This is a genomic window from uncultured Phascolarctobacterium sp. (assembly GCF_934190775.1).
GTDB lineage: Bacteria > Bacillota > Negativicutes > Acidaminococcales > Acidaminococcaceae > Phascolarctobacterium_A.
Window position 1 is genome coordinate 20,044 of sequence record NZ_CAKPTG010000013.1, and the last position, 21,685, is coordinate 41,728.

Below are 21,685 nucleotides of genomic sequence, written 5' to 3' on the forward strand. Positions count from 1 at the left end.
CTGTATTAATCTCTTCTGCAAGCTTCCGTCATTTAAGCGCATTTCCCTCTACAGGAAAACCTTTGGAAGTTTGTCAGAACTATTTTGCCAACTGCCGGCACACTGAGTGCGCCGGGCCTGGATTCATTTTTCTAATTTGGAGCCGTAGTGATCACGCTCATCACGAGGCCCGTTAATGCGAACGCGCTCAATCTTGTTGCGATCGCCGTCCTCACCACTGATGCGGTCTACACGGATGCGTCCAAGCTCAGGAGCAAATTCCTTGATAATCTTGCTGTCAATCTGGGCGCCCTTCTGCATTGCACGGTAGAGCATTGCAGCAAACTCATAACGTGTCATCATACGGTCGCCACCAAAGTTACCATCCGGATAGCCTTCAATGATGCCATTGCCGGCAAGCTTGGTAATGTATTCATAAGCCCAATGGTTTTCAGCTACATCCGGGAAGATAGTCATTTTATCTTCATCAATGCTGCCAAGTCCTTTTTGAGCAACCAATGCCTTCAGCTCTACAACTTCAGCACGCAGGTCCAAAATTTCGCGTGCCATCGCAGTGCGGCTATCGCTCACGCGGTTGGTACGGTCCAGTGCAAAGGAAATGCCTGCATTCACCATGTTTTCGCCGTTGCCAACAGTGCCGCCAATGCTGAACATTACCTTTTCGTCAGGACGGTAATATGCACCGACAGCAGCGGCATTTTCGCCGGCGTAATTGCCATAGCCTGCTGCAAAGCTCCATTTGTCATCCGGATCAAAGTCCATCGGATGCAGTGCCGCCAAGGCTGCAGCACCTGCGCCAACCTTGTTCACGCGATCGCCCAGTTTGTTAATGCGCATGCTGTTATTTGTAACATTGGTATTGGTTTCATGCAGCTGGCTACCGTTTACTGCGTCCTTAGAGGTTGCGCTGATTTCGCCATCTGCTACATTGGTAACCTTCTTATCACCGGCATTAATGCCCTGATTCGTAACAGAAGGACCATTTGTAATCTCTAAGCCGCTATTAGTAATTGTTGTATCACCGGCCGTAAATTTATTGGCAGTAACGCTATCTACCTTTAAATCCTTATTTAAGGTAACCTGAATATTTTTACCATCAGTATCTGTTTTTGTAGTAATATTGTTGTCACCTTTAATTCCCAGTGTCTCACTCGAGCTGATTGCCAGAGTCTTACCATCATCAGCTGTAAAATTGGTCGGTTTAGTTACGGTTTCAACTACTACAGGAGCACCGGTCTGAATCTTATTGTCAGTTGCCGGCTGATTGGGCAACGGATTAACACCTGGATTAGGAGCAACAATCCCGATATTACCACCTGCTACGCCACCTTCAGCAGCACCAGTTTTAACGGTAGTAGTATCCGTCTTGGTATCTGCACCAGTAATATTGGTACTGATTTTGTAGGTTGTACCATCATCGCCCTTTACAGTTTCAATAACAATTCCGTTGCCTGCTTCAAATTTAAAGTTGGCCTTTTCCATGGCGCGCTTCAACTGTGCCACATTGACTGCATCAGTATCCTGCGTACCTGCAGCAACGTTGGTGATCTGGCGGGTAACATCCATATAACCACTACCCATAGGTACTCTGCCACCAACAGACACAGCAGCAGATGTTGCTTTCCAAGTTATGGATTCATCTGTCGAATTCTCACCTGTCAAAGCATCATAACCGGCTTTACCTTCAGCAGTAGAAGCAATAGAATATGAGCCTAACGCAACACCGTCATGTACTGAAACCTCGCTATAAGCACCTAAGGCTGTTCCGTAGTATCCACTGGAAACAGACTTTGCACGGTAGCCAATTACTGTAGCGCAATTATTATCGTCTGCAACCCTTGTTCCATAACCAACAGCAGTGCTACCAAAGGCATATTCACCAATCGAGGATTTGGCGCCTATTAAAGTGCTTCTATCTGCTTCCTCGCCAATACTTGACCAAGAACCATTAATAACACTATTTACAGCATTAGCACTAATTGTAGACTCATGGCCGAAAATAATGGAGCCTTCAGCACCTTCCTCAACCTCAGCACCTTCACCTAAAGCAATACTGTAGCTTCCCAACGCATGGGCAACTGCACCTATAGCGATAGACTGACCATATGCTTTACTAAAGTTACCTATTGATACACCAGGCTTAGAACCATTTTCATCATTAGGATCTATAGCATTGACAGCATGCCTGCCAATAGCAACACCACCGCCATTTTGTACTTCACTCACCAAACCTATGGCAACACTGTCTATGCCAGTAGCCTTACTATTCATGCCAATTACAGTTGCACCGTGAACACCAGATGCCTGTGCACCAATAACAGTTGTTGAAGCTCCGGTTGCCGTACTGTGATTACCTATGGCAACAGAAGAAGAACCATCTACTACCATACTTGTATTGCCGATTGCAATGCTATAATCACCTTTTACATTACTATCATTGCCGATAGCGCTGCTATGGCTTCCTTGTGCAACACTGCCAGAGCCAATAGCCATATCAGCCTGGGTATATGTCGGTTTAGCACTAGGATTATCATGGTCATCCTTCATGGTTTTTATCTTACCAGTCGCTACAGTATATTTTTGTGAACTATACTCTGTAACCTTAGCCCATGCCGGTGATGCATCCATAGTACCAGCAAGAACGCTAACCATAACGGCAGCGGCAACAGTCTTGCTTGCACGGCAATGATTTTTCGCGAGCTCAGAAACCACTACAAAAGCATTTCTTGCTTTACTCCAGATAATCTTAAAAATCTTATTCATAATATCCACCTCTAAAAAAATCATTGAAATATATATATATATCAAATTCCCAATCATAAAAACAAACTTTCATTCATCGTTAATATATTTTTGTAATATCTGTGATATACTGTATTTTAATTGTTTTTTCGCCTTCTTTTTGCGCATCATATTCCTTCCTTTCATAAAAATTTTTACACCTAAAACCTTGAGTGAAAACCACAGCCTCCGCCGTGAAGATTTATATATTACGGCCAATGCCGCAACAAACAAAAACCTAGACACTTGTTCTGATAGTTTGAGTCTTTTAATTATAATTCAACTAAACATTATAATCCTCTTGCTTTCTTAACAAGAATTATAGCACTTTGCCCCCCCCAGTCAAACTCTTATCCAGCGACACGCTACATTCGGCGTAAAAATTTTTACAGAGTCTTGAACACGTTACATTTGTTACACTAACTGAAGTTTTTGCATTTAAGCTCCAAATTGATACAAGTAAACTTTAAAAAATTGTATCGCTGGCAAGTTTTGCACAATAAAAAATCGTGAGCAATGATAAACTCAAAGCTCACGACTTTTTATTCTTAATTACACACTATGAAATTACAAATTCACAGGCTCATCAGAAGCTCCAGCGAACGCCGGCATTCCACTGCCACGGAGTATCAACGTTGCCGCCATAGGTCTTTTCTACATCAAAGTACAGATGTGTTGCATCGCTCAGGTTGATGTTGGTGCCTACGCCAACCTCCCACCAGCCGCCGAGGTCCTGCTTGAAGCCACGGGTTACACTATTTTTACTAAAGGTTACGTCCGTTTCACATCAAAGCCGTACAAATAGGATGCTCTTGCATACACATTGCCTGCCTTGATATTTCTGCCCATGGCAAATCCGATACGACCAACAAGGCTGTCCATACCGTTTTGACGTACCTGAACATCATTGTTTGTCAGATAATCCACTGCGCCAACATAGCCATAAGTCAATTCAACCTGCGGCTCAATCCAGAAGCCATTGTCCTGGGTAAAGCGTTTACTATATTCTGCGCTCAGGCTGTAGCCATTGGTTTCGTAATCGCCCTTGCCTGCACCGCCAAGAACATCAAACTCATTCTTCAAGCGTGCAGCCTTCGCAATCAAATCTACAAAGCTGCCGTTGTCACTAAGATAGCTGCCATATACTGCAAAACCGGTGCTCTTGTTTTCACCATGTCCTGTACTGAAGCTGCTGGAAGCATCTGTGTAGCTCACTGCTGCGCCAACTGTCCAATGCTTGTCAACGCTCAGCTTTTCATCATAGCCTAACTGATAGGTGCTGTACTGGTTCTTCACGTTTTGTGCGCCATACTTGCTCTGACCACGTATTACGTGGCCCCAATCCACGCGAGGAAGCTAGTTTTATTATGCAACAATTTGTTTTTATTAATAAATAACACTGTATTTTCGCACTTTATTTAATAGACTTTATTTCCGTAATAGCTTTAATATACTGTACTTTTCAGACATTCACTATTGTTATTTATCATTAGGCGAACGTCCACAATTGTATATCAAAGACCATAGGCACCTATAGTTTAATTAATCAGACAATTATTCTCACAACCGATACTTTATTTTTATTATACCACCTTCACCCGTGCCGGACAAGCATTGTTCTTGTCTTTATAGTTTAAGAGTATAATGTTTGGCAGTAGAATCAGTTGACTATTTAATTTTTTATTTACAAAATGAGTTTAACACTTTTCCATATTATGCAATATATTAGGCGAAAGCTTATGTATTGATATTCTTTTTTCAGGCACAAAATCTAACTAAAGACACCAAAAAGCCCAGCACTTATACATTTGTCAAAAACGCAGCTCGATAGCATCGCAGCTGTATGTGCAAGAAAATTTTTTTGGCACGCTATATTTTTACAAGACTGCCGTTTTCTTACTGTAATCAGACTACCATACAGTTCAATACTAGAAATTTTAGCACCACCTTGTCTTTATTTATTTTTTAAATTTTATTTACTTAAAGTGCCTGAAAAGCACCGCCGTTTCTACAAGAGATTTTTGCAACATGTTGCACTTTTCTCTTCTAAACACACAGCCCAAAATAGTAAAAACCCCCGAAGCAGGCAAAACCTGCTTCAGGGGCATTAAACTTCAACTATTAAGCTAGACTTTATCTATCCAGACTCTCGCTATTCAGCAAAAAATCATATATATTCATGGTCAAAATTCCGTATTCATCATAATATGCGGGAGTAATCTCCTTGGTAATGATAATTTTTTTGAAGGTATCATCAATATTTTTCAATGGACGCACCTCCTGCGCACGTTTCATTTCATCCGGCAAAGAATATGCAGACTGAATATAATACCTGACTGAGCCCATATTGCAGACAAAATCAACCTCCAGCTGTTTTCTTACTACATTGCCGCTGTCATCTCTCACAGCAATAGGCACTACACCCACATCAACGCTGTACCCACGCATGCAAAGCTCATTGTAAATTACATTTTCCATAGAATGAGTTTGTTCAAACTGCCGGAAGTTAATGCGCGCATTACGCAACCCCAGATCAGAAAAATAATATTTCTTCGGAGTATCAATATAGGCCTTGCCCTTTACATCATAGCGCGATGCCGCTTCAATTAAAAAGGAATCTTCCAGGCAATCCAGATATTTTTTGATAGTAGTAGAAGTAATTTTGGATTTTTTGACACTTTTAAAAGTATTTTTCAGCTTTTCATAATTAGTTAAAGAGCCAATTGCCGAAGCCAGTATATTGAGCAAATCCTCCATTTCTCCCTTATTGCGGATCCGATTGCGTTTATAAATATCGCTCAGATAGATTTCACTCAACAAATTCTGCAAAGCGGCAGCCTTTTCAGCAGTCCCTTCCCGAAGAGCAACTAGCGGAATTCCTCCGTAAAGCATATATTCTGCCAAACCCATATACTTATCACCGGGATAAACACTCATAAATTCGGCAAAGCTAAGCGGATACATATGCATCTCATCGCCGCGTCCGGCAAATTCCGTAATGATATCCTTGGAAAGAAATTTAGCATTACTGCCGGTGACATATACATCCATATTCGACTTGCGCAAATACCCGTTAAGCACAGCTTCGAAACAGTCCATCTGCTGTACTTCATCTAACAGCAGATAATACATGCCCTCATCAACAAGCCTGCTATTAATATAAGCCATAAACTTTTCAGGATTTACGCCGCGTTTTTCCTTTTCCATTTTGATAAGGCTTTCACCTATTTTTTGCAAATCATCTGCAGAATCAAAAGCAAAACGGATAATATGGGCGTCATCTATACCGCAGGATATAAGATGCTGGTAAAATATAGTGTTCAGCAGATAGGATTTACCACATCTGCGAATACCCGTAATAATTTTAATCAACCCATTATGCTTGCGTTTTATCAGCTTTTCCAAATAAAAATCTCTGCGTATTTCCATTAGCTCACCTTCTTTAGAAGAGATTTTTGCAACATGTTGCACTTTTCTCTTCTATTATAGCCTTTTTTCTCCCTGTATTCAATCTCACCACCATTTCTACAAGAGATTTTTGCAACATGTTGCACTTTTCTCTTCTAAATCTGCCTTTTCCTTCCCAATATTCACCCTCAACACCATTCCTACAAGAGATTTTTGCAACATGTTGCACTTTTCTCTTCTAAACACACCGCCCAAAACAGCAAAAGCCCCCAAAGCAGGATAAACCTGCTTCAGGGGCATTAAACTTCAACTTATTTTGCTTTCGGTCCCAGTCCGTACTTCTTCAGATAACGGTACAGGGTTACACGGCTGACATCAAGCATCGTCGCCAGCTTACTGATATTGCCGCCGGCAGATTTCCAGGCTGCAATAAAGGCTTCCTTGTCATATTTCCAGGAGCGCTCCAGAGTTTTGTCACCGGGCAGCTTAATGTTTTCTGCTTCGATGATGCTGCCGGGAGTGTGGAAGAAGGCCTGCTCGATAACACCCTGCAGCTGCTTGATGTTGCCCGGCCAGCTGCAGGACAGCAGCAGGGAAACAGCCTCAGAAGACAGGCGTTTTTGCGGCAGGTTGTGCTGTGCGGACATTTCCACCAGAATATGCGAAGCGATAACCTCAATATCCTTCACGCGCTCACGCAGAGGCGGCACGCGCATGGTGGTATCCAGCACCAATTCGTACAGGTTGCGGGAGAAAAGTCCCTTGTCTGCCAGACGCTTGAGGTTGGAATCGCAGGCAGCAATTACGCGCACATCAAACATACGTGGCTTACCACCCTTTTCCTTGGCAGGCAATCCATGTGTCAGTGCGTCAGCCAGCTTGTCGCCCATTTCCAGCGGCAGCTTTTCTACCTCGTCCAAGAACAGTGTGCCGCCAATTGCCAGCTCCAGCTTGCCTGCAGATTGCTGTCCGTCATCATCAGTACCAAAGAATTCAGCTTCCAGCTCATCCAGCGATGCGTTGTGGCATTTTACAGCAATCAGCGGAGCGGCAGCGCGCGGGCTGGCCTGATGAATGCCATGTGCCAAACGTTGCTTGCCAGTACCGGGCTCGCCCTGCAGCAGGATATTGTGGTCAGTGCGGGCAACGCGGCTGGCCTTATGCTGTAGCGCCAAAAATTCGCTGGTTTCGCCAACCATGCTATACAGGCTGTAACGGCTGCTGTAACCGGTTGCATGGGCAATAGTTGTCTTCAAATCCTCAATGGACATAGAAAGCACCAAGGCACTTTCTACCTCGCTGCCTACCTTAATCGGCATAACAGTGGTAATATCCTCAAAGGTTCTGTCCTGGGTAATCCAGGTGATTTCACGACGCTGCGTTGCTACGCCGTGCAGCGCTTTTTTGATAGGAATATGCTCGTAGTTCAGGAACACATCTTCGAGGCGCTCGTGTCCCTCCAGACGCTTGCGGCCGTTTTCGTTGCAGTATTTTACGCTGCCGTCCTTGCCCAGCCAGTAAACGGTTACCGGCAGCTGCTCCATCATAATGCGGTTAATGCTCCAGGCCTCCAGCATGTTCAAGTGCTGCTCGATGGAATATTTCATTGTCAAAAGCAGGCTCAAAAGCAGGTCATAGGGCAAATCGTTCTGATCCAAAGAAAAGAAGGAAATAATATAGCGGATTTTACCATTGACGCAGATAGGCGCGCTGCAGGCATCTCCGGAATGGCTGTCCTTAATCCACATTTCCGGACCAAACATCAAAAACGGTACGTTGTGCTCACGTGCCACGCTGATGCTGGAGGTACCAACATCCTCCTCCAATACGCGCATACCCTGAATATCCTCGATAATGCGCTGGAAGAACGGCATAGCATAGTTTTTGATTACATAGCCGTTTTCATCAATCAACAGCATGCTCAGGTTGTGGATATTGAAGTGCTGCTTGCTTTGCTCATACAGGCCATCAACATATTTAACAATGAACTCATGCGTCTTTTGATGCGCGATAATCTCTTCGCGGCTCAGCTTGTTGATTTTAGGCATTGTTTCATGCGGCAGATGCATAGCACGGCAGCGTTGCCAGCTTTCAGCAACCCACGGATGCACGTTGGGATCAACAATACCCTCTTCCATAAACTTTCTGTAATAAGAAGCCAGCTTATCCTTATTTCTTCTCTCACGAATCATGTTTTATACCCTCCCCGTCTGTCCGGCAGTCGGCTGCCGTCAGCAGAACTTTTTATTTATTAACCTCGCCGTTCGTAATCAACACCCGGCGTGCTCCAAAATAACGTTGTTTCCAATACTCTTCCTTCAGCGACGAAAGGATTACACCCTTGGACGAGGATGCACTCCAAAATTGTCCGTCACCGGCATATATACCCACGTGCGATGCTCCCGGCGCGTAGGTGGTAAAAAACACCAAATCACCCGGCCGCAGCTGCTTCTGCGTCACAAAAATCCCCCGTAACGCCTGCTCGTCTGCCAAGCGCGGCAACGTAGCCTTGCAGTCCTTAAAAACATGCTGCACGTAGCCGGAGCAGTCAAAGCCCTTGGGCGTAGTGCCGCCAAATACGTAGGGCACGCCCTTGTATTTTGCAGCACGGCTGACGATTTCCTTGCCCTGCACCTTGCGGATGCCTTCTTTAGCAAAGGCCTCCCAGGTCAGCTTCTGATAGGTAGCATCATCAAGCTCGCCATCCACCTTCAGCTTATGCTGCTTCTGAAAGCTTTTCAAAGCATTGCCGGTAGCCTCGGTCATGCGTCCGCTGGGGCGTTCGTCACTGAAGCCCAGCACCTGCAGCTTTTGCTGTGCCACCTTCAGGCGCCAGTTGCTTTGCTGCACCTGCACCTTAGACTGCTTTTCCTTCGTTTTTTTAGACTTTTTAGCAGCGGCTTTCTTCACCTTTTTCTCAGGCTTCGCCTGCTTGGGCGCCTTTACTTCGGCAGCAGGCTTGGCTACGCTATCATTTTTGACAGCAGCAGGCTCCGGCGCCGCCTTCACAGGCTGCGCCTCGCTTACCACCGGCGGCGTTGCCACCGGTGCCTTATGCGGTTTGTTGCTGACAATAGGCGCTGCTGCCTGCGCCTGCCATGGCAGGCTGCAGGCCAGCATGATTACGGCCAGCACAGAAGCAAGCTTCTTTTTCAATTCCATCAGCCCCGCTCAAATGCAAAATCAGTTATAGTTATACACGTCCCAGCTCTTCAGCTTGCTGAGCTGGGCAATGCTGTAATCAATATCACGCAGCAGGCGCTGCTTGTCGTGTGGCAGCGTTGCTGCCAGCTGAACGTAGTTCGATACATGGTTGCTGCGGAAGAGGCAATACCTGTCCGCAGGTAAATCTATATTTTCCATTATCAGCTTCAGCTCCTGCATCAGCCCTGCCGGAGAAAGCGGATTGAATTTGCCTGCCTCGTACTGGTCTAGCAGCTCGCTGCCGCGGTACAGCATCAGGCAAAGCGCACTTAAGTGCGTCGGCTTGATAATGTTAATCGCCTTAGCGGTTGCCAGTGCGTGGCGTTCGCTGCCCTCCGCGCCTGCCAGGCCCAGAATAATCATCATGGACAGCTTCATGCCGCTGGCAGTAACCCTGCGTCCCGCTTCTACCGCCTGTTCGCCGTCAACACCCTTGTTGACAGCCTTCAGCGTAGCGTCGTCGCCTGTTTCCATACCGTAATACAAAAGCTTCAGGCCTGCTTCCTTCAGCTGGCGCAGCTCCTCCTCGCTTTTGCGCAGGATATCCTTAGGCGCAGCATAGCTGGCAACGCGCTGCAGATGCGGAAACTGCTCGCGCAGCACCTGCAGAATCTTCAGCAGCTTGGCCGTCGGCAGCACCAAAGCATCGCCGTCCGCCAAAAAGACGCGGCGAACCTTGTTCTTGCCGTAATGGGCCGCCAGCGCTATCTGACGGGAAATTTCTTCATCCTTTAAAATCTGAAAGGGAACACCTCTGTACATGTTGCAGTAGGTGCATTTATTATGTGCGCAGCCGCGCGTAACGCGCAAAATAAAGCTGCGTGCCTCACTGGGAGGTCTGAAGACTGGTGTCTCGTAAGAATCAAAAAACATTTCTACTATTCTACCTCATTTTACTTTGATTGATTTGGCGCCAGTTTGAGATCTCAGAGATTTTGTAAAGTATAATACACTTTAATATTATTATACTAGATTTTTCGCTATTTGTAACGTCCAACTGAAAACTTTTTGTTACTTTTTTTACAGAGATTTTGTGAAACATAGTCAGAGTGTAAAATAACTGTGATTTTCAACACCTATAGGCAATGTCAAAGGCATTGAACCAGGCAAACAACAACGTAACAACAGCGGCAAAACACTTATATACACCTAAAAAAGCACGCCTGCAGCTAATGCCGCAGGCGCACCAAGGAGGCTGAGACAAGTCAGCCTCCGATGCTTTATATTATTTTTAGCAAGCGTAAAGCTTTACCTCATCAGCTGCGTTTTCTGCGCAGGAAGAAGAAGGCAGCGCCACCGATGATAATAACTCCGCCAATAATCGTCAGCCAGCCAAAGCTATCATCGTCATCCTCATTTTCTTCCTCATCCTCGGCAGCAGGCAGCTCCGCCGTGCCCACAGCCACCGGCCATTGGCTCTTCATCTCGCCGTGGACTGCCGTAACGGTAACAACGCCGTCAGCCTTACCGATCAGCTTGCCATCTTCGATAACGGCAATTTTTTCATCGCTCACGCTCCACTCCGGTGTCACGCCGTCAGCCTCGCCCACAACGTAGGCCTCCAGCTTCAGCGCCTCGTCTATTCCCAAGTGCGCCGGCAGATTCGGAGCCTCCAGCTTCGGCTCATAGGCAGTAATCTGCGTCACAAAGGCCTTTTCGCCCTTTTCCAGCAGCAGCTTACCGCTAATTGTCGCAGTTCCCGGCTTCACAGCCAAAAGCTGCACATCGCCGTCCACCTTTACTATATCACTGTCAGAGGAACGCAAATCCGTTACGTTATAGCCTACGCAGCCCGGCAGCGAAGCAACTATGCGCGTGCGCTCGCCCACCTTCAGGCTGGCCTCCTCCGGAGCCACCGTCACCAGCGGACTAAGCTCGGAGGCTGCCGCTGCAGGCAGGTCAGACGCATCCTCGTCGCCCTCCAGCTCGCCGCTTTCGATTGCAGGACCTTCAAGCTCATCTTCCTCTACGAGCGGTGCTCTTTTGGCAGCCAGCATATTGATCGGGTCACCGTAAATAAGGCTTACCTCATCCTCTTTATCGTTGCGGTACACTGCGCTCAAATCAGCAGCTACCAAAAAATTGGCAATAACCTCACCCTCATCATCAAGAGCCGTCAGTTGGTAGAACCAGCCGTCCACAGGCTCCTCAGCATAAAGCAGCTTATAGTCATCAGCATCCTCCGGCAGACCTGTCTGCTTTTCCGGCAGGCCGGCAAGCAGCGCGGCGGCCGCAGCCTCGGATACATCAAAGCTGTCCTCGTTGAATCTGTATTCACCCTGAACATCAAGCGGCAGCGGTCCGTCCTGATAGGCGGTAATGCTCTTGTCCTTCAGTACGAAGCGCAGCTCTACCGTATCATTATTTTGGTAATCCACCTCGGCAATACCGTCGCCATCTTCATTAATTTCAAAAACACCGGCAGTAACAAAATCCTGCGCACTGTCCTCTTCCTCACTGCCGCGCAAAACCTTCAGCTCGTAAAGGTATTTATCGTCGCCCAAGGGCTTGATATTCAGTACGCCGTTATTATACTGGCTACTTTCGGTCCACACATAACAACCGGCAGTATTCTTCCAGTCATTTTTGGAGGCGGCGCCTGCCAGCAGCGTCAGGCTGCACAGCAGCAGGGTAAGCATAACAGCTACGATAATACGCATCATTCTTGTCTTCATTATGCTCCCCTCCTCAAATGCTCAGACGGAATTTGGCAGTTTTGGGATTAACGCCATCCATCCAATACTTCACGGTATATACGCCCTTAGCACATTTTTTGCCGCTGTTGCCGCTTGCCCAGCCGTTCCAGCTGAAGGCAAAATCCTGATTGGCATTTTTCGCCTTGTATTTCGTGCTATAGACCAGCTTGTTGTTTTTATTGAAAATCTGGGCATAACAGGTCTTGCCCGTGGAATTGTTCTTTTTGAAATACAGACGCTGGTAAACATCGCCATTACCCTTACGGATAATTTTGGACGCACGGAACTGCATTTTGCTCTGCGGCTTGTAGCTGATGTTGACAGTCTTTTTCACCGCACCACCCTTGCCGAAGCTGCTGGTCGTTACTAAGCGATATCTGCCCGGCTTCAGGTTCTTCATATCATAGCTGTAGGGTACAAAGCGGAAATATTTGTCACCGTCATAGTACCATTTTTTCAGCTCGCGCTGCTTCCAGCGCACAACAACCTTGTTATCCTTGTTGAGCAGCACCGCCTTGTCCTTCATCGGCCCCTTGCCCTCTACGTAGCGCTGCACATTCAGCTTAGTGCCACTCACCTTAATAGTTGTTTTGTACTGTGTCGCCGCCCACGCCAATGCCGTAAAGGCCACCAGCATTGCCATGCACGCCCCGAGCACTACCTTCAGCCGTTTCATTTTTCCGCCTCCTAACCGCCGGCCCAATATAAAAGACCTGGCATATACTTTGTCAATTACAGTATATGCCAGGTCGATAACAACTTGAAGTAACCTTTAGTTAAGAATTGGGGAAAAAGCGCTCCAGCTGATGTCTTTTATTTTTGGCTGTCGCATCAATCTGCAGCTTAGCAAAAATTTTGTTGAGATATTGCTTAATCGTCCCCTCCGACAGCGCCAATCTTTGCGCAATCTCCCTGTTCGTATGGCGTGCTGCCGCCAGCTGTGCTATCTGCAGCTCCTGCTCCGTCAGCTCCTGCAGGCCTGCTTCAGCAAAGCGTGCGGACAAAATCTGCCCCCGGCCTGCCTCCAGCTGCTGTCCCAGTTGCAGCGCCACTGCCGCCGCTGCCGAGTATTCGCCATGCGCCTCCTGCTCCAGATAAGGACGCAACAGCGCTATGTTCTGCGCCAACGGCAGCACCAGCTTATCCGCTGCCGCCATCGCCAGCGCCTGCTTCAGCGAGGCACGGCAGCTTGTCACATCGCCTCTGCCGGCAAAGGCCGCCGCCCTTTGCACCTGCAAATACAGCAGACATAAAAAATTACTGTAGGGACGGCATTCCTGCTCCCAGTCGGACCAGCGCACCAAAAGCTCCGTATACTGATGCTGTGCCAGCAGACACTGCGCGCTGATATAGTTGCGGCAGGGGCGCGCCGGATACAGCACAGAAGGCTGCTGTCCATTTCCGTCCGTCAGCCAACTTGGGATATATTCCTGCTTACCCAGCAGTGCATAGTAAAAGCCTGCGCACATATCGGCCGTATTCAGCAGCATGCTCTGCTTCCATGGCTGCAGCTGCCACTGCTGGCGGCTGTAGGCCTCCGCCTTACTGCTGTAAACGCCGCGGAAAAGATCGCGCTGCATCTCCAGAAAATCACAGCAGATAGTAATACACTCCTGCCCGTGCTTTTCCGCCTGATAATAAGCCTTCTGCAAGGGCATATCCATTTCGTCAACGCGTCCCTGCAGCAAAAGTGCTTCTGCCTCCGTCAGCTCGGCAGCACCGGCACCGTGCCAGCCGCTAAGCAGATAGTATGGTGGCATGCACTCCTGCATATCCTCCACCGTCTGCCGCAGACTGCAGCCCGTGCGCAGATACAGCCCCAGTACACTGGGCGCACCAAAGGTCCAAATGCCCTGCTTGCTGAGCGTCTGCGGAGCGCCGCTCAGCAGCTTGTAGGCGCGCCGATGATGCTCGCTCATACCGGTGATGCTGTTGAAGGCCAAAAAGCTCAGAATAACCTCCAGCTCGCCGTAATAATTATCACGTTCACGCTGGCTGAGCGCAGTATTGCGCTCCAGCGCCGTTACGTACCATTCCTTAACCTGCAGCATTTCCGGCACCATATTCAGCGAAAACATGCGGCGCATAATAATCAGCACCGCCTGCGGATACTGCCACAAGATTTCCGGTGGACATTCGCGCAGCCAGTCGAAAAGATGCTGCCTGTGCTGCGGACGCATCGACCAGTCGCGCAGCTGCTGCACTGCAGCCAGCAGGCCGTCAAAATCACGGCCGCGGTACAGCCAGTCCAGCGCTTCCTCGTACTCCTTCTGCTGTGCGTACCATTGCCCCAAACGACGGAAGTACATTTGCTGCTCAGCCTCAGCCAGCAGGCCGAAGGCATGGCGCGTTGCCTGCTTCAGCATATGATGACAGCGCAGTCTGCCGTTGGCCAGCCTGATAATAAAGGCATTGCATTCCAACAGTCTGCTTACAGACTCCCGGCAGCTTGTGCCGTAGGCAAAGGCCACCTGCTCCGGCGTAAACTCCTCCGGCTGCCCCATAAGCAGCAGCAAGCGCTGCTGCTCCGGAGGCAGCGGCTGTAGCAGTACATCAGCAATCATTTCATAGACACTACCTGTATCAAGACAAAAGCGCTGATACCTGTCATAGTTCAAAAAGTTAAGATAGGTAACGGAAAACCAACCCTCGCAGGCCTCATGCAAAGCATCCAGCTGCTGCGTTGTAAGCTGCAGGCCGCATCTGCTGCTGTATTCCGCCAGCTCGTCACGCTGCAACGCCAGGTCATGCTTATCTAAACAAAAAGCTCTGCGCCCCAGCTCCAGCAGACGGCTGCTGTCAAAAATCTGCCCTCTGCTGACCAGCAGCAGGTGCAGATTAGTAAAGCCGGCCTTGCTCAAGGCATAAAGAAAATCAATCGCCTCACTGCTTTCCAGCAGATGCAGGTCATCAATAAACCAGTAGACAGGCTCCTGCGGCAGTAGCTGACGAAACAGCTCCAGTACCAGCGTTCTGGCGTTGGCATCGGCAGGCAAAGACTGCTGCGTCAACGCCGCGCCCAGCTCCGTTCCCTGCCAGCTGTAGCACACTCCCTGCCAAAAGGCTTCGGCTCCGGCACCGTAAATACTCTGGCGCAGTACCTTTTTGCCGCAGCGCTCCTGCTCCTGCAAAAAGTACTGCACCGCCAGCGTTTTGCCGTAGCCCATGGGCGCAACAACCAGCGTTGTTCCCGCTGTCTGCAGCTCAGCCAATAGCTCTTTTATTCTCTTAGAATAATATAAATTATTGAGCCTTTTCATAGCGTTTTTACTTAATTACGTTCTGCGGTGTGCCTGCCAGCCATTTTTCGATATTGGCAAAAACGATGTCAGCACGTGCAGCCAACGCTTCAGCGCTGGCGAAAGCAACGTGCGGTGTCAGTACGGTATTCTTCGCATGGCACAAAAGATGCTCCGGTGCAATCGGCGGCTCGCCCTCAAATACATCAATGCCTGCGCCGGCAAGGCGTCCTTCGTTCAGCGCCTGCGCCAATGCCTCGCTGGCTACAACAGGACCGCGCGCAGTATTCAGCAGTACGGCAGAAGGCTTCATCTTGGCAATAGCCTCTGCATTAATCAGGCCGCGTGTTGCGTCCGTCAGCGGCACATGCAGGCTGACGAAATCGCTGTTAGCCAAAAGCTCATCCAGGCTCACAAAGCTTACACCAGCAGCCTGAAGCTCTGCCTTCGGAGTACGGCTGTAGGCCAGCACCTTACAGCCGAAGGCAGCGGCAATCTTCGCCACTCTGCTGCCAATTGCACCGGTGCCCACTACGCCGAAGGTTTTACCGAAAAGCTCAAAGCCTACCAGGCCATCCTTCGTTCCTGCCTGACGGCAGCGTGCGTCACAGGGTACGATATTGCGGATAACACTGATAGCCAGGCCGAAGGTCAGCTCTGCAACCGCATTGGTAGAATAGCCTGCGGCGTTGCACACTAAAATTTCGCGCTCACGGCAGGCAGCCAGCGCAATATGATCTACGCCGGTAAAGGCTACAGAAAGCATTTTCAAATTGGGGCAGGCGTTGATAATATCTGCACTCAGCGGCTGATTTGCCAGCATGATAATATCTGCCTGCTGCACACGCGCCAGCAGCTTCGTCTGGTCGGTTTCTTTCTCAGTAAAATACACAAAATCATGACCTGCAGCCTGCAGCGGTGCTGCCAATGCATTAATCTGCTCCATCTTTACGCCTAACGGCTCCATAACTACTATTTTCATCAAAGCACCTCCGAAAAAGTCTGTAAAATTTTTGCTTATCACTTACATATTACTACTGTAGGCATTGATTAGCAAGGAGGAAAATTTCAGGGCCTGCGTATGCCTTCATGAGTATTTGCATTCGCAAATACAAAAAAGCCGTTCTTCTTTCGAAGAACGGCATATTTTCGTTGGTGATCCACCCGAGACTCGAACTCGGGACACCCTGATTAAAAGTCAGGTGCTCTACCAACTGAGCTAGTGAATCATTTGTTACCATAAATCAGCAACATTAATAGTATACAGACTAACACAAGGAAAGTCAAGTACTTTTTTAAAATATTTTTGCTGTTTTTTCAGCAGCCTAAGCTTACAGCAGCTCTTTCAGAACGATGGTCTGCTCGCGATTAGGACCAACGGAGATAATACCCAGCTCAACACCGGATACCTCGCTGATCTTAGCCAGATATTTCTTAGCATTTTCCGGCAGCTCGTCATAGTTGCGGATACCGCTGATATCGGTCATCCAACCGTCGAACTCTTCGAAAATCGGCTCAACCTTAGCCAGAACGTTCAGGCTTGCAGGAATGCGTTTGAGAACCTCATCGCCAATCTTGTAGCCAACGCACATTTTAATCTTCGGCATATTGTCAAGGATATCCAGACGGGTAATTGCCAGATAATCCAGGCTGTTCAGGCGTGCGCTGTAACGCAGCATGAAAGCATCCAGCCAGCCGCAACGACGCGGACGACCAGTTACAGTGCCGTATTCATGGCCGGTTTCGCGGATTTGGTTGCCAGGGCCGTCGGTATCCAGCAGCTCGGTGATGAAGGGACCTTCACCAACGCGGGTGGTATAAGCCTTAACTACGCCGACAACATGGTCGATGAAGCGAGGACCTACGCCACTGCCGGTGCAGGCATTACCTGCAGTCGGGTTGGAGCTGGTAACATACGGATAGGTACCATGGTCGATATCGAGGAAGGTAGCCTGTGCGCCTTCAAACAGAACGTTTTTGCCTGCTGCAAACAGCTCGTCCATAACAACGCCAGTATCAGCAACATAAGGACGCAGCTCTTCAGCATAAGCCAGGTATTCCTTCAGTACAGTATCATAATCAAACGGTTCAGCACCATAGATTTTGGTGATGATCGCATTTTTAGCTTCCAGGTTAACCTTCAGCTTATCAGCGAAGGTTTCGGGCTCCATCAGATCGCAGATACGGATGCCTACACGAGCAACCTTATCCATGTAGCAGGGGCCGATGCCGCCTTTGGTGGTGCCGATTTTGTGATTGCCCAATGCTTCCTCCTGCAGCTCATCAAGACGTTGATGATACGGCAGAACAACGTGTGCACGGTCAGAGATAACCAGATTGCTGCAATCAATGCCCTTTTCCTTCATGCCGGCGATTTCAGCCAGCACAACGCCGGGGTTGATTACAACGCCGTTGCCCAGAACGTTAGTCTTATCATTGAACAATACGCCGGAGGGCAGCAGACGCAGCTTATAATTAACATCATTAACTACAACAGTATGGCCTGCATTGGAGCCGCCACTGTAACGAACTACAGCATCAGCCTTTTGCGCCAAATAGTCAACAATTTTACCTTTACCTTCATCGCCCCATTGGGCGCCTAAAACTACAACAGATGACATTAGCAGTCACTCCTTATCAAAATTATAAACCAAATCTGGCAAAAATTTCATCAACGTGGCGCAGCATCGGTTTCGGATCGAAGCAATGCTCAACCTCTTCGTCTGTCAGATATTTCTTGATATCCGGATCAGCTTCAACGTTGGTCTTGAAGTCAGCGCCTTGCAGCCAACGTGCCATAGCGTTGCGTTGTACCCATTTGTAAGCGTCCTCACGCAGTACGCCTTTGGTAACCAGAGCAATCAGCAGGTTTTGGCTGAAGATCAGACCGCCGGTTTTGTTCATATTGGCAATCATTGCATCAGGATATACCAGCAGCTTGTCGATGATGTTGGAGAATTTACGCAGCATATGATCCAGAGCAATAGTTGCGTCCGGCAGAATAACGCGTTCTACGGAAGAATGGGAGATATCGCGTTCATGCCACAGGGTTACATCTTCCAGAGCTGCTACTGCATAGCCGCGCAGCAGGCGAGCCATACCGGAAACCTTTTCGCAGGTGATAGGATTACGTTTATGAGGCATAGCGGAAGAACCCTTTTGGCCAGGTGCAAAATATTCTTCAGCTTCACGGATATCAGTACGTTGCAGGTTGCGGATTTCGGTAGCCATCTTATCCAGAGAGGAACCGATGATTGCCAGAGTAGTCATGAAATGTGCATGACGGTCACGTTGGATAACCTGGGTTGCCAAGCGTACCGGAGTGAGCTCCAGCTTTTCGCAGACATATTTTTCTACAAACGGATCGATGTTGGAATAGGTACCTACTGCACCGGACAGCTTGCCTACTGCCATCATTTCACGCGCTTGTTTCAAACGTTCAATATTACGCTCGATTTCAGCGGACCACAGCAGGAACTTCATGCCGAAGGTCATCGGTTCTGCGTGGATGCCGTGGGTACGGCCGATCATAACAGTATATTTGAATTCAGCAGCACGACGGCGCAGAATTTCGTGGAAGTTTACCAGATGACGCATAATCAGGTCTGCGGATTGTACGGTCATGTAGCACAGTGCAGTATCCTTTACGTCACTGGAGGTCAGGCCTTTATGAATGTATTTGGACGCATCGCCAACATATTCAGCCACATTAGTCAGGAAAGCAATAACATCATGGTTGGTAACTGCTTCAATTTCCTTAATGCGGTCCAGACGGAAGTCAGCCTTCGTCTGAATATCCTTCAGCGCTTCGTCAGGCACAATGCCCAGTTTGTTCATAGCCTCGCAAGCCAGAATTTCTACCTTCAGCATGGTACGGAATTCGTTTTCGAGTGTCCAGATATTACCCATTTCAGGATGAGTATAACGATCAATCATTTTTGTATGCCTCCCAAGACAATTTTATTCATGAAAAAACATCTGAATGCCCATGATTTAGCTTCAGATTCTTCATTACAATTTGATGCATAAATATCATATCATTTTCCGCGTCTTATCGCAAGCTTTATGAACATTTTTTGTTGATTTTAGGTAAAATATTCGGTTTTTTACGCTTCGCGTTTCGTAAAGCCCACAAATTTGGTGAACTGCTTCTGGAAAAACAGATTAACAGTATCTACAGGACCATTACGATGCTTAGCAATAATCAACTCAGTATGCTTGTTTTCCGTATCCGGATTGTAGTAATCCTCGCGGTACAAAAATGCTACGATATCAGCATCCTGCTCCAAAGAACCGGATTCACGCAGGTCACTGAGCATGGGGCGTTTAACCTGACGTGATTCTACACTACGACTCAGCTGTGACAGCGCCAGCACCGGCACATCCAGCTCACGCGCCAACGCCTTCAGCGAACGGGAAATTTCCGAAACCTCCTGCTGACGATCACCGGAATTATTACGCTTGCCGCTGCCCTGCATCAGCTGCAGGTAATCGACAACAATCAGGTCCAGGCCATGCTCTGCCTTCAGGCGGCGTGCACGACTGCGCATATCCATCGCCGTAATGCCTGCTGTATCATCAATATAAATTTTGGCACGGCTCATCGTATCGCAGGCGTCCCACAGATGCGTCCAGTCCTCGTCATGCATCTCGCCTACGCGCAAGCGCTGGCTGTCGATGCCGGCTTCGGCACACAGCATACGGTTTACCAGCTGCTCCTTGCTCATTTCCAAACTGAAGAAGGCTACACTGCGCGGCTCGCCGCCGATAGCCTTATGCGCACGCAGTGCCACATTTTGCACAATGTTCAGTGCCAGCGCAGTTTTACCCATGGAAGGACGCGCTGCCAGAATAATAAAATCTGAAGGCTGCAGGCCGCTCGTCAGCTTGTCCAAATCGGCAAAGCCTGACGGCAGGCCGGTAAGACCGCCCTTGTTCTGCAGCAGGCTTTCAATGCTCTGCACGCTGTCCATCAAAATATCATTAATCGCTGTAAAATCATTCTTTTTCTTGCGGTTGGAAATCTCCAGAATACGGCTTTCCGCAGTATCCAGCAGCGTACCGACATCATCGTTAGCCTCATAGCCCATAGCCGCAATTTCGGTAGAAACACGCACAAGCTGGCGCAGAACCGACTTTTCAGCAACAATCTCCGCATGGTACTTAACGTTAGCCGCCGTCAGCACAACATTCGCCAGACTGGTGATGTAGGCAATGCCGCCGATATCCTCCAGCTTATTGTCACACTTGAGGATTTCTGTCACAGTAACCATATCTACTGCTTCATTCTTATTATAAAGCTCCAGCATAGCGCTAAAAATAACGCGATGCGCCTCGCGGTAAAAGTCATCTGCCGACAGCAATTCCGTCGCCTTGGCGATAGCCTCTTTATCAATCAGCATAGCACCGAGCACAGCCTGCTCGGCTTCTATATTTTGTGGTGGTACTCTTTCTTCAATCACTCGCTTCTACCTCCTCTTCTCTCTACCACTATTTATTATACAATACGGCAGTTCTTTTTACTACTGAGGTCAGCTTTTTTTATCTGCCTGACATTGGCCCTAGGGCAAAAAAACAACCTCCCGCAAGCAAAATAGCCTAAGGGAGATTGTTCGTATAATTTTTTCCTATTGCAAGCTACAGCGCCACCTCAGCGAACTCTGTGCCCTCCTGCTCCAGCTCTATCTTCTGATTCAGGTTTTCGGTCAGCCAGGCCTCTGCCTCTGCCTTTTGCTCAGCGCGCATTTTCAAAATCACCTTGGCGCGCAGGTCATACTGCACATCAGCAATTTCAAACAGCTGCTGCTGATAAAGCACGTTCAGAATGCGGCCGACATTGTTTACATCATATAAAAAGCTGTAATAGCCCAGCAAAATCTTCTGCGCCAGGCCTGCTTCCTTAACTGCGCCTGCCACGCTGCCGCTGTAAGCACGCACAAGTCCGCCTGCGCCCAGCTTAATGCCGCCGAAATAACGTGTCACCACGGCTGCTGTTTCCGTCAGCCCGTTTTTGCGCAGTACCTCCAGCATGGGAATACCGGCAGTACCGCTAGGCTCGCCATCATCACTGGAGCGCTGTGCCATATCGTCTACAATATAGGCGGAGCAGTTGTGCGTTGCGTCCCAGAATTCCTTCTTTACTGCCTTAATAAACTCCTGCGCCTCCTCCTCACTGTGAACCTTTTTCAGCGAGCAGATGAAACGCGATTTTTCAATCACAATTTCTTTGCGGTAATCTCTGCTTATAGTATACAAGTAGCGTACCTCCGTCCGTAATTTTCGCAATTTATATTAACATTATAACACATTTTGACCATTTATAAAAATTTTTACCATTTTTTACAGCCAACCCTTTAT

At 48.2% G+C, this 21,685-nt stretch carries 14 protein-coding genes, 1 tRNA gene and 1 pseudogene; all 16 read right to left on the reverse strand.

Annotated elements, in window-relative coordinates:
* Positions 1-123: 123 nt before the first annotated feature.
* The 16 genes and pseudogenes from Q0G26_RS07875 to Q0G26_RS07945 all read right to left on the reverse strand — a co-directional run bounded on the left by Q0G26_RS07875 (position 124) and on the right by Q0G26_RS07945 (position 21,583).
* Entirely contained in the window at positions 124-2,763 is a 2,640-nt protein-coding gene (locus Q0G26_RS07875) for an S-layer homology domain-containing protein (protein WP_293829645.1), read from the reverse strand.
* Positions 2,764-3,367: 604 nt separating this feature from the next.
* Positions 3,368-3,502, reverse strand: a pseudogene (locus Q0G26_RS11480) (autotransporter outer membrane beta-barrel domain-containing protein); the annotation flags it as partial.
* Positions 3,503-3,552: 50 nt separating this feature from the next.
* On the reverse strand, positions 3,553-4,128 hold the full coding sequence (locus Q0G26_RS07880) for an autotransporter outer membrane beta-barrel domain-containing protein (RefSeq protein ID WP_293829647.1): 576 nt from the start codon (positions 4,126-4,128) through the stop codon (positions 3,553-3,555).
* Positions 4,129-4,914: 786 nt separating this feature from the next.
* Complete coding sequence (locus Q0G26_RS07885; RefSeq protein ID WP_293829649.1) at positions 4,915-6,210, reverse strand: ATP-binding protein; 1,296 nt, start codon at positions 6,208-6,210, stop codon at positions 4,915-4,917.
* 290 nt (positions 6,211-6,500) lie between these two features.
* On the reverse strand, positions 6,501-8,381 hold the full coding sequence (locus tag Q0G26_RS07890; protein ID WP_293829651.1) for a sigma 54-interacting transcriptional regulator: 1,881 nt from the start codon (positions 8,379-8,381) through the stop codon (positions 6,501-6,503).
* A gap of 52 nt (positions 8,382-8,433) precedes the next feature.
* Positions 8,434-9,351: an NlpC/P60 family protein gene (locus Q0G26_RS07895; protein WP_293829652.1), complete on the reverse strand. Its 918-nt coding sequence runs from the start codon at positions 9,349-9,351 to the stop codon at positions 8,434-8,436.
* Between the two features lie 21 nt (positions 9,352-9,372).
* Entirely contained in the window at positions 9,373-10,266 is an 894-nt protein-coding gene (locus tag Q0G26_RS07900) for a radical SAM protein (protein WP_293829654.1), read from the reverse strand.
* Positions 10,267-10,649: 383 nt separating this feature from the next.
* A complete protein-coding gene (locus tag Q0G26_RS07905; RefSeq protein WP_293829656.1) occupies positions 10,650-12,068 on the reverse strand; it encodes an LPXTG cell wall anchor domain-containing protein in 1,419 nt (472 codons plus the stop codon).
* Between the two features lie 13 nt (positions 12,069-12,081).
* Positions 12,082-12,765 (reverse strand): FlgD immunoglobulin-like domain containing protein, encoded by a 684-nt coding sequence (locus tag Q0G26_RS07910; protein WP_293829658.1) that lies wholly within the window; start codon positions 12,763-12,765, stop codon positions 12,082-12,084.
* A 100-nt stretch (positions 12,766-12,865) separates the two neighbouring features.
* Positions 12,866-15,301, reverse strand: a complete 2,436-nt coding sequence (locus tag Q0G26_RS07915) for a LuxR C-terminal-related transcriptional regulator (protein WP_293829660.1) — start codon at positions 15,299-15,301, stop codon at positions 12,866-12,868.
* Between the two features lie 55 nt (positions 15,302-15,356).
* On the reverse strand, positions 15,357-16,310 hold the full coding sequence (locus tag Q0G26_RS07920; protein ID WP_293829662.1) for a 2-hydroxyacid dehydrogenase: 954 nt from the start codon (positions 16,308-16,310) through the stop codon (positions 15,357-15,359).
* A gap of 171 nt (positions 16,311-16,481) precedes the next feature.
* Positions 16,482-16,557: transfer RNA gene (locus Q0G26_RS07925), tRNA-Lys, on the reverse strand.
* Between the two features lie 102 nt (positions 16,558-16,659).
* A complete protein-coding gene (locus tag Q0G26_RS07930) occupies positions 16,660-17,949 on the reverse strand; it encodes an adenylosuccinate synthase (RefSeq protein WP_293829664.1) in 1,290 nt (429 codons plus the stop codon).
* Positions 17,950-17,971: 22 nt separating this feature from the next.
* On the reverse strand, positions 17,972-19,264 hold the full coding sequence (gene purB / locus Q0G26_RS07935) for an adenylosuccinate lyase (protein WP_021719764.1): 1,293 nt from the start codon (positions 19,262-19,264) through the stop codon (positions 17,972-17,974).
* 170 nt (positions 19,265-19,434) lie between these two features.
* Entirely contained in the window at positions 19,435-20,787 is a 1,353-nt protein-coding gene (gene dnaB / locus Q0G26_RS07940; protein ID WP_293829750.1) for a replicative DNA helicase, read from the reverse strand.
* Positions 20,788-20,965: 178 nt separating this feature from the next.
* Complete coding sequence (locus tag Q0G26_RS07945; protein WP_293829667.1) at positions 20,966-21,583, reverse strand: YigZ family protein; 618 nt, start codon at positions 21,581-21,583, stop codon at positions 20,966-20,968.
* Positions 21,584-21,685 lie beyond the last annotated feature (102 nt).

Bases quoted from the DNA above. Each gene is read 5' to 3' on its own strand.
- Q0G26_RS07875 (WP_293829645.1), bottom strand. From the start codon at position 2,763: ATGAATAAGATTTTTAAGATTATCTGGAGTAAAGCAAGAAATGCTTTT.
- Q0G26_RS07885 (WP_293829649.1), bottom strand. From the start codon at position 6,210: ATGGAAATACGCAGAGATTTTTATTTGGAAAAGCTGATAAAACGCAAG.
- purB (WP_021719764.1), bottom strand. From the start codon at position 19,264: ATGATTGATCGTTATACTCATCCTGAAATGGGTAATATCTGGACACTC.
- Q0G26_RS07895 (WP_293829652.1), bottom strand. From the start codon at position 9,351: ATGGAATTGAAAAAGAAGCTTGCTTCTGTGCTGGCCGTAATCATGCTG.
- Q0G26_RS07900 (WP_293829654.1), bottom strand. From the start codon at position 10,266: ATGTTTTTTGATTCTTACGAGACACCAGTCTTCAGACCTCCCAGTGAG.
- Q0G26_RS07905 (WP_293829656.1), bottom strand. From the start codon at position 12,068: ATGAAGACAAGAATGATGCGTATTATCGTAGCTGTTATGCTTACCCTG.
- Q0G26_RS07890 (WP_293829651.1), bottom strand. From the start codon at position 8,381: ATGATTCGTGAGAGAAGAAATAAGGATAAGCTGGCTTCTTATTACAGA.
- Q0G26_RS07930 (WP_293829664.1), bottom strand. From the start codon at position 17,949: ATGTCATCTGTTGTAGTTTTAGGCGCCCAATGGGGCGATGAAGGTAAA.
- Q0G26_RS07920 (WP_293829662.1), bottom strand. From the start codon at position 16,310: ATGAAAATAGTAGTTATGGAGCCGTTAGGCGTAAAGATGGAGCAGATT.
- Q0G26_RS07910 (WP_293829658.1), bottom strand. From the start codon at position 12,765: ATGAAACGGCTGAAGGTAGTGCTCGGGGCGTGCATGGCAATGCTGGTG.